This window comes from Vibrio sp. OPT46 (assembly GCF_015163535.1).
In the GTDB taxonomy this organism is placed as follows: Bacteria; Pseudomonadota; Gammaproteobacteria; order Enterobacterales; family Vibrionaceae; genus Vibrio; species Vibrio alginolyticus.
This window is the reverse complement of the sequence record NZ_JADDYG010000433.1, coordinates 4,403-5,059: the sequence shown is the minus strand read 5'-3', so window position 1 is coordinate 5,059 and position 657 is coordinate 4,403. Positions and strand designations below refer to the sequence as shown.

Annotated in this window: 1 protein-coding gene; it reads right to left on the bottom strand. The window is 36.5% G+C overall.

What is annotated here, in order from left to right:
- Positions 1 to 515 (bottom strand): LysR family transcriptional regulator (locus IQR33_RS18940; RefSeq protein ID WP_193843930.1); only part of this gene is annotated, 515 nt, incomplete at its 3' end.
- Positions 516 to 657: the final 142 nt, after the last annotated feature.

The window sequence follows — 657 nt, the reverse complement described above, 5'->3', positions numbered from 1 at the left end:
TTACTTACCCTAGATATCAAAACATCACTATAATCACCAATTTTATGTGCAATAAGAGTGTCATCAATAACATTATTAAGCCTAATCGCTAAATCTACGTTGCTTTCTAATAAATTTTCCACATTGTTACTTGACGATATTTCAAAATCAACTTTTGGATATCGTTCTTTTAAGTCTTTAAGAACAGAACCAAAAATAGAAGAGGCTATAGAGTTGGGCATTGTGATTTTAAACTTTCCATCAATGCATTCACTCAACGAGCTAGCTCTGTAATTTAACTCGTGCAAACTCTCTAACGTCTTGATAGCAAGCTCTCTAATGCTTTCGCCATGATCAGTTAAAACGAGTTTCCTTGTTGTTCTGTGGACGAGTGTTACGCCAAGTTGTTTTTCTAATGCTGCTAGCTGCCTGCTGACTTGAGCTTTAGACTTTCCAAGTTCTTTTGATGCCTCTGTAAGAGAGAGGTGTTTACAAATGGCTGCAAAGCAGATCAGCTCATTGTTCATCAATTCCATGATTGTTACCTTTTTGCAACTCTGAGTCACGTTGTCTTTTAACTGGTGGGAAAGTATAACTTGCATCATCGGAGGGGGACAATGATATTTAAAAGCCGCCATGAAATAATGGCAGACTACTATCTTAATAAAACTATATTGG